General features: G+C 58.0%; 9 protein-coding genes. 6 read left to right on the forward strand and 3 right to left on the reverse strand.

Going from position 1 to position 7390, the window contains the following annotated elements; genetic code table 11:
• Positions 1-142 precede the first annotated feature (142 nt).
• Both NW840_RS11160 and ureG read right to left on the reverse strand, forming a co-directional pair.
• Positions 143-946: an urease accessory protein UreD gene (locus tag NW840_RS11160; protein ID WP_414344314.1), complete on the reverse strand. Its 804-nt coding sequence runs from the start codon at positions 944-946 to the stop codon at positions 143-145.
• Positions 943-1605, reverse strand: a complete 663-nt coding sequence (gene ureG / locus NW840_RS11165) for an urease accessory protein UreG (RefSeq protein WP_011432513.1) — start codon at positions 1603-1605, stop codon at positions 943-945. Before ureG ends, NW840_RS11160 begins: the two co-directional genes overlap by 4 nt.
• Before the next feature lie 59 nt (positions 1606-1664).
• Here ureG and NW840_RS11170 point away from each other — a divergent pair, with 59 nt between their 5' ends.
• Both NW840_RS11170 and NW840_RS11175 read left to right on the forward strand, forming a co-directional pair.
• Positions 1665-1919 (forward strand): hypothetical protein, encoded by a 255-nt coding sequence (locus NW840_RS11170; RefSeq protein WP_414344316.1) that lies wholly within the window; start codon positions 1665-1667, stop codon positions 1917-1919.
• Between the two features lie 143 nt (positions 1920-2062).
• Entirely contained in the window at positions 2063-2620 is a 558-nt protein-coding gene (locus tag NW840_RS11175) for a carboxymuconolactone decarboxylase family protein (protein WP_414331869.1), read from the forward strand.
• Between the two features lie 70 nt (positions 2621-2690).
• Here NW840_RS11175 and NW840_RS11180 read toward each other — a convergent pair whose 3' ends face one another.
• Positions 2691-3014 (reverse strand): DUF3288 family protein, encoded by a 324-nt coding sequence (locus tag NW840_RS11180; RefSeq protein WP_414344318.1) that lies wholly within the window; start codon positions 3012-3014, stop codon positions 2691-2693.
• A 171-nt stretch (positions 3015-3185) separates the two neighbouring features.
• On the opposite strand from NW840_RS11180, the gene NW840_RS11185 reads away from it, so the two are divergent.
• Genes NW840_RS11185 through ndhI form a run of 4 tightly spaced genes read left to right on the forward strand, consistent with a single transcriptional unit; the run spans position 3186 to position 6453 of the window.
• Entirely contained in the window at positions 3186-4370 is a 1185-nt protein-coding gene (locus NW840_RS11185; RefSeq protein WP_414331873.1) for an NAD(P)H-quinone oxidoreductase subunit H, read from the forward strand.
• 39 nt (positions 4371-4409) lie between these two features.
• Positions 4410-4613, forward strand: coding sequence for a hypothetical protein (locus NW840_RS11190; protein WP_414344321.1), 204 nt, complete (start codon positions 4410-4412; stop codon positions 4611-4613).
• A 56-nt stretch (positions 4614-4669) separates the two neighbouring features.
• Positions 4670-5791 (forward strand): NADH-quinone oxidoreductase subunit NuoH, encoded by a 1122-nt coding sequence (nuoH, locus tag NW840_RS11195; RefSeq protein WP_041436294.1) that lies wholly within the window; start codon positions 4670-4672, stop codon positions 5789-5791.
• A gap of 38 nt (positions 5792-5829) precedes the next feature.
• Entirely contained in the window at positions 5830-6453 is a 624-nt protein-coding gene (gene ndhI / locus NW840_RS11200; RefSeq protein WP_414344323.1) for an NAD(P)H-quinone oxidoreductase subunit I, read from the forward strand.
• The last annotated feature ends 937 nt before the right edge of the window (positions 6454-7390 follow it).

Below are 7390 nucleotides of genomic sequence, written 5' to 3' on the forward strand. Positions count from 1 at the left end.
CATCAAAGCGCATTCCTCCCGGCACTGACCCTACGGGTACAGTGCGGGGCTCCTGCGATTTCTAGCTGAGAATCCGTTGAGCAGCGTTCAAAGGACTCCGTCCCGGCCTTGGGTCAACCAGTTGGTTTGAGTCAGCCTTAGTCTACCACCCCTGGGGTGAGCCACCCTTGGCTTGAGCAAGCTGTAGTGCAACCTGGCCAAAATGCCGCCAAATGGCCTCTGCCTGTGGCCCCACCTGGCGCAGAATCCAACCCTTACAGATGGGATCCGGAGACTTGACCAGCCAGTATGGGGACTCCGTTCCGCTGATGTGAACGGTCAGCCAAGTGGGTTCCGGCCAATCCCCCAGCAAGTACAGGGATCCCCAACAGAGATGGGATCCCAGCACTGACGCGGCGGAGACCCGCCGATGGGGAAAGTGCAGGTCTATGTGTTCCTGCAGCCAGAGTTTTCTCCCCTCGGGGGAGGATGGGATCCCAGCAGTGACCCAAACTTGCAAGCAGTTGGCAAGATGTTCAAACTGCCAGCGTTCGTCCATGGCCAGCCGTCCGGCAGTCCAGATCTCGGCATAGGCCAGGCGGGCTGTGGGATCCAGCTCAATTTGCACCTGCTGGCGAAAGTCTGCCCCTGCCCCCGGAATGGTCGGGTGAGGGATCCAGATCAACTGGCTGGTGGGGGCCAGCTTGACCTTGACCTGTTGCCGAATCAAGCCGGGATGTAGCCGCATTGCCCCTTGGGTGCGAATTTCCAGCGCCGAGCCTGCCCCCAGCTCGATCTCGATCCGGTGGCGATCCCCACCCAGCAGGCCGCCGTTGGGGTTGCGCAGGTAGTACACAGGTGGCTCCCCAGGGGATCCCAGCCATTGCAAGGGAGCCTGAGAATACTCCCAAATGTGGGTATGGTCGCCTCGGCGGGTTGCCTTCAAGATGGCCTTACCGAAGTTCACAGGCGGCTCACCGAGGGGGGGTCGGCCTTGATGGGGCGAAACAGCACCTCCCGCTCCAGCCAACTGAGAACCTGCTCCAGCCCCTCGCCCGTGCGCAGGTTGGTAAAGACAAAGGGCCTATCTCCCCGCATGCGACGGGCATCCCGTTCCATCACCCCCAAGTCTGCTCCCACATAGGGAGCCAGATCGATCTTGTTGATCACCAGCAGGTCGGAGCGGGTGATCCCCGGCCCGCCTTTGCGCGGGATCTTGTCCCCTTCGGCCACGTCGATGACGTAAATGCAGGCGTCCACCAGCTCCGGGCTGAAGGTAGCTGCCAAGTTGTCCCCCCCCGATTCCACCAAGATGAGATCCAGGGGGCAAAAGCGGCGCTCCAGCTCCTGAATGGCGTCTAGGTTGAGGGAGGCATCTTCCCGAATGGCGGTGTGGGGGCAGCCGCCGGTCTCTACGCCAATGATCCGCTCTGCCTCCAGGGCCTTGGCCCGCACCAAAAACTCGGCATCCTCGCGGGTATAGATATCGTTGGTCACCACCGCCAAAGACAGGTGGTCCCGCAGCGCCAAGCAGAGCTTTTCCACCAAAGCGGTTTTTCCGGATCCCACCGGGCCGCCAATGCCAACCCGTACCGGCTGGGAAGTTTGCGCAACTTTGCCCGACATCGGATACCTGCTCCTCTTTTTGGGCATTCTAGAACCAGATGCTTGCAAGGGATCCGGGTATGGTTAGGCTTCTGGTGGCAACTGCTGTGGTGCTGGTGGGATTTCTGCTGGTCAACCGCCTCTATCGCAACCCGCTGAGTTCGGAGCCAAGGCCGGAACAAGCCAGCCCGGAAGCTGCCCAGCAAGGGATCCCTCAAGGTGGGCCGCTGCAGATTTACCAATCTCGGGAACAGATCCAGCAAACCCTCAACCAAGGGGCTACCGCCACCCAGAAGCAGGTGGAAGCCGTTGAGCAATCCTTGGGCAATCCTTGACCCTTGACAAGTAAGAAGGGAGGCAGGTGCCTGGTTTCAGGCGGAGAAGGGATCCCTCCCCCAGACTGTGAAGCGCCCCTCAGGCTTGGGCGGATCCCCCAGACGCGCTAAAGTCGAGAATGCTGCAATTTTACAGACTGTCCATGCGGATCCCTCCTGTTACCCCAGAGAAAGCCGATAAGCAACTGCAAAAGGTTTACGAAAGCCTGGAGAAAACCTACGGCACCGCCCTCAACCCCCTGCAGGTGATGGCCCACAAGCCCCAACTGATGCGAGCCGTGATGAACCTCTACGGGGCGCTGCACACCCAAAACCCCAACCTGCCTGAAGAGCTGAAGGAGCTGGTCAGCATCCGCATTGCCCAAATCAACGGCTGCCGCCACTACTGCCTTCCCTACCACACCCTGCAGGCGCAAAAGTACGGCGCCTCCCCTGCCAAAATTGCGGCGGTGGCCCAGGCCCGCACCAGCACCCTCTACACCGAGGCGGAAAAGCTGGCCATCGAGTACGCTGAGCGGATGACCGTGCCCAGCATGGTGGTGACCGATAGCTTCTTTGCCCAGCTAAAAGCCATTTGGTCAGATGAAGATCTGGTGGAGCTATCGGCTTGGATTGGCTTTATGAACTTCTGGACTAAGGTGATTGCCGCCCTGGATGTGCCTTTGGATCCCATCTTTGCCGAGCAGCTTCACGTCTCTTAGGTAGCGGCGGGCTCTCCTCTCCCAGAGGGAGAGGGGATGGGGGTAAGGGATCCCGACCCCCAGCCTGCCTCTAGGCCCAGTCGTCTCGCGTGCTAAAGCTGCGGTCGTACACCTGGCCGCGGGCATGGATCTGGCGGGTCTGGGCGAACAGCTCTTCTTCGCTCATGCCCCACTGTTCCAGGATTTGATCCAAATCCCGCTGCAGATCCCAGGCGCCGGGGAAGCCGTGGTAACGGATGCGCAAACGGGCAACTTCCGCCAGTACCCAATCCGAGAGGGGCCTCTCCTGGGCCTGCACCATCAGCTCATCGAGCACAGCCCGGTCGGTGGCATACTGCGGATGTTGCTGCTCTCTCCAGGATGGGCCATTCGCGGGTGAACGGGATATAGCCATCGGTTCTCCCTCCTTTTTCTCTCACTCTAGTTGAGTTCCCCTGGAGACTTTCAATATCGAGGATTGGGATCCCTGATGGCATGGGATCCCGAGAAGGCAGAAGAAAACCGCTATACTGCAAATGTTGCAGACCATGAACATTCTTCAGTTGCGGAGGCGGCGGCTATGCCCATGCCCATGATCGAGACCCGTACCGACCGGATGTTGCTCAACTTTGGGCCGCACCATCCCTCCATGCATGGGGTTTTGCGTTTGCTGGTCACCCTAGATGGCGAAAACATCGTCGATTGCGAACCGGTGATCGGCTACTTGCACCGCGGCATGGAGAAAATCGCCGAAAACCGCACGGTGGTGCAATACCTGCCCTACGTCTCCCGTTGGGACTACGGGGCCGGCATGTTCAACGAGGCCATCACCGTCAATGCCGTTGAGAAACTGGCCGGGATCAGCGTGCCCAGACGGGCCAGCTACCTGCGGGTGATCATGTTGGAGCTAACTCGTATTACCAACCACCTGCTCTGGTTTGGTCCCTTCTTGGCGGATTTGGGCGCCCAAACCCCCTTCCTCTACGCCATGCGGGAGCGGGAGTGGATCCTAGACTTGTTTGAAGCCGTCACCGGCATGCGCCTGATCAACAACAACTATTTCCGGGTAGGCGGCGTAGCAGTGGATTTGCCCTACGGCTGGACGGAAAAATGCCTAGACTTTTGTGAGTATTTCCTGCCCAAAGTGGATGAGTACGAACGGCTGGTGACCGACAACCCCATCTTCCGCCGACGGCTGGAAGGGGTGGGCACCATCTCCAAGCAGGATGCCATCAATTGGGGGCTGTCCGGCCCCATGCTGCGGGCCTGTGGCGTCAACTGGGATCTGCGCAAAGTGGATCACTACGAATGCTACGACGACTTCGACTGGGAGGTGGCCGTTTATCCCGAAGGGGATTGCCTGGCCCGCTATCGGGTGCGCATGAAAGAGATGCGGGAGTCCTGCAAGATCGTGCAGCAAGCGGTGAAGGCTCTGCCGGGCGGCCCCTTTGAAAACCTGGAAGCCAAGCGGATGCTGGAGGGGCCGAAGTCGGAGTGGAACAAAGGGGACTACCAGTTCATCAGCAAAAAGCCTTCCGCCAATTTCAAGATCCCCAAAGGGGAAGCCTACGTGCGGGTGGAGAGCGCCAAAGGAGAGCTGGGCATTTACATTGTTGGTGACGACAACGTCTGCCCGTGGCGCTGGAAGATCCGTCCCCCCGGCTTTGTCAATTTGCAAGTGTTGCCTCAGCTCATTCGCGGCATGAAGGTAGCCGACATGATCGCCATCCTCGGCAGCATTGACATCATCATGGGCGAGGTGGATCGCTAGGAATCGCTAAGATACTTACGGAAAGCGAGGACAAAGGCGATGGCCTGGGCGATCTTGGTTCTGCTGCTGTTGATTGTGTCTGTCATTGCTGCGGTTATCGGCCCCAAGCAATGGGCTAAGTACCAAGAGGAAAGGCGCCGCCGCGCGGAAGAGCTATCCGATGCCCGTCTTCAGGCCATCATCCAGCAGGAGCTACGCCGCCGCAACCGTCCCCCCCAGTCGGATCCCAACGGGAAAACTTAGCTACAGGGATCCCAAACCCTACCCAACCCGCCATCTCTAGGGAGCTACTCACCCCCATGACAAACGCTGGTATCGACCTACAACTTGGCTTCGAGACTGCCCTACAGAACCTAGGCTTGGGAGCAGGTGCAGCCCATGCCCTCTGGATGCCCCTGCCGATGTTGCTGCTGATCATCGCCGCCACCTTGGGGGTGATGGTCATGACTTGGCTGGAGCGAAAAATCTCGGCAGCAGCCCAACAGCGGATTGGCCCCAACATGGCCGGCCCTCAGGGGGTGCTGATCCCGATTGCCGATGGCATCAAGCTGCTGACCAAAGAAGATGTTCTGCCCATCTTGGCCGACCCGGTTTTGTTCACGCTGGGGCCGATATTGGTTTTCCTGCCCGTCTTTTTGTGCTACCTGGTGGTTCCCTTTGGCCAGAACCTATTGATCTCCAACATTGCCATTGGCGTGTTCTTCCTGATCGCCATCTCCAGCGTGCAACCCATCGGTTTGTTGATGTCGGGCTACGGTTCCAATAACAAGTACTCCTTGCTGGGTGGGCTACGAGCGGCAGCTCAATCGATCAGCTACGAACTGCCGTTGGCCCTGTCGGTGTTGGCCGTGGTGCTGATGAGCAATGGCCTGGACACCGTGGGGATCGTGGAGCAGCAGAGCGGCCTGGGCATTCTGAGCTGGAACGTCTGGCGGCAGCCCATTGGCTTTGTCATTTTCCTGATCTCGGCTCTGGCGGAAACGGAGCGGATCCCGTTCGACTTGCCGGAAGCAGAAGAAGAGCTGGTGGCCGGTTACCAAACGGAGTACTCCGGCATGAAGTTTGCCCTCTTTTATCTGGGATCCTACGCCAACCTGCTGCTGGCTTCCCTCATTGCAGCGGTGCTGTACTTGGGGGGTTGGTCGTTTGTGGTGCCGGTGGAAACGATTGCCGCCCTGGCCGGGATCCCCTTGGATAACCCCTTCTTGCAGATCGGCGCGGCGGCCTTGGGCATTGTCATGACGATGGTCAAAGCTTTTATCTTCATCTTCTTGGCCATCCTGCTGCGCTGGACCTTGCCACGGGTGCGCATTGACCAACTGCTGGACTTGGGGTGGAAGTTTTTGCTGCCTGTATCCTTTGTTAACTTGCTGCTGACGGCAGCCCTAAAGCTCGCCTTCCCCACCTTTTTTGGGGGTTGAATGAGAAGTAAAGAGGCCAGAGAGGGAGAACATAGACCATGACTTTTCTAAAGCGTGTCAAAGAATATGTGGGCGATGCCTTCCGAGCCGCCAAGTACATCGGCCAAGGGATGGGGGTTGTCTTCGACCACATGGGCCGGCGCCCGGTAACCGTGCAATACCCCTTCGAAAAGCTGATCCCCTCTGAGCGCTTTCGGGGACGCATCCACTTCGAGTTCGACAAGTGCATTGCCTGCGAGATCTGCGTTCGGGTTTGCCCCATTGATCTGCCGGTGGTGGATTGGGCCTACAACCCAGAGCTGAAGAAAAAGGAGCTCTACAGCTACAGCATCGATTTTGGGGTGTGCATTTTCTGTGCCAATTGTGTGGAGTTTTGCCCCACCAATTGTCTCTCGGTAACCGAGGATTATGAGTTGGCTACTTACGACCGCCATGACCTCAACTACCACCAAGTGGCGATGGGCCGTCTGCCCTCTAAAGTTACCGAAGACCCGATGGTGACCCCCTTGCGAGAATTTGCCTATCTGCCCAAAGGGGTAATCGATCCCCACGACTTACCTGCCGGATCCCAGCGTGCCGGTAAACGACCCGAAGAGATTTTGGCGGAAATGCGCGCTGCCAAGGCAGCCAAAGAGAAGGAAGCCAAAGCTGCAGTGGAGTAGTCGGAACAGCCAACGGCCTAGATTGCTGGTGGAGAGACCTATCCCTAGGGGCAAAGAGAGTGTGAACTTACCCGCAGATTCCCCTGAGGCGGCTAACCCGCTAAAGGCTTGGGCGACAATTCCGCTCCTGTGAACTGTTTGCGAAGTGTTATGGTAAAGCGAATGGAAGCAGTTGACTGGGAGCAACGTTCAAACAGTTTCATCATAGGGTTCGGAAGAAAAAGAACAGGCAGCCGCCCCCTCTTACTAGGAAGGAGGCTAGAAGCACGGAGGCTAGCGAAGAACGCTGGCTGCAACTAGGGTTGTAGGTAGCCATCGCAAATCTCTAACAAGAAAACGAAATTAAGAGCCAAAGCTGCTTGCAAGGTTTGCCAACCCCCCTTCAGGGAAACCGAAAGGCAGGGTCACCCATATGGTAGGTACCCAAAGGGACATCAAAACCCGGCGGCAGGGCAACTGCTAAGTCTCCAGGGGAAGAAACGGCAGAAATACCCATAGCATCCTCACATTTCAAAAGGGTAGCCTTCCACGCCTGAGCAACCTTGAGCCAAAGGAAAACCAATCGCCTAAACACAGACAAAAGCTAGTTTACGGGAATGCTAGGTCCAAGGTTGAAATAAGTCGTGCTGCCAGGGTTAGTTGTGTTGTCGAAGGTGCTAAGGGTGATGGTTCCCACTGTGATGGGCGCTGGGGAAGGGACAGCAGGGGTGATACGAACCTGACCGCCAAAGGGAAGGATAAACGGAGCCGGGAAGGTGACGACATCCCCAGACACCGATGTGGAAGTGGCAATAACTGTGCCGTCTGCCTGAGTAATAGTTACCGTTGCAGCTGCAGGTAAGCTAGGGATTGTGATCCTTGGGCCAGAAGGTATGGGCGTGGGTGTAGGCGTCGGGGTGGAAGGAGGCGTCGGCCTAAGTGTGGGCACGGGTGTAGG

Origin of the sequence: Synechococcus sp. R5-13, from assembly GCF_047462015.1 — a bacterium.
In the GTDB taxonomy this organism is placed as follows: domain Bacteria; phylum Cyanobacteriota; class Cyanobacteriia; order Thermostichales; family Thermostichaceae; genus Thermostichus.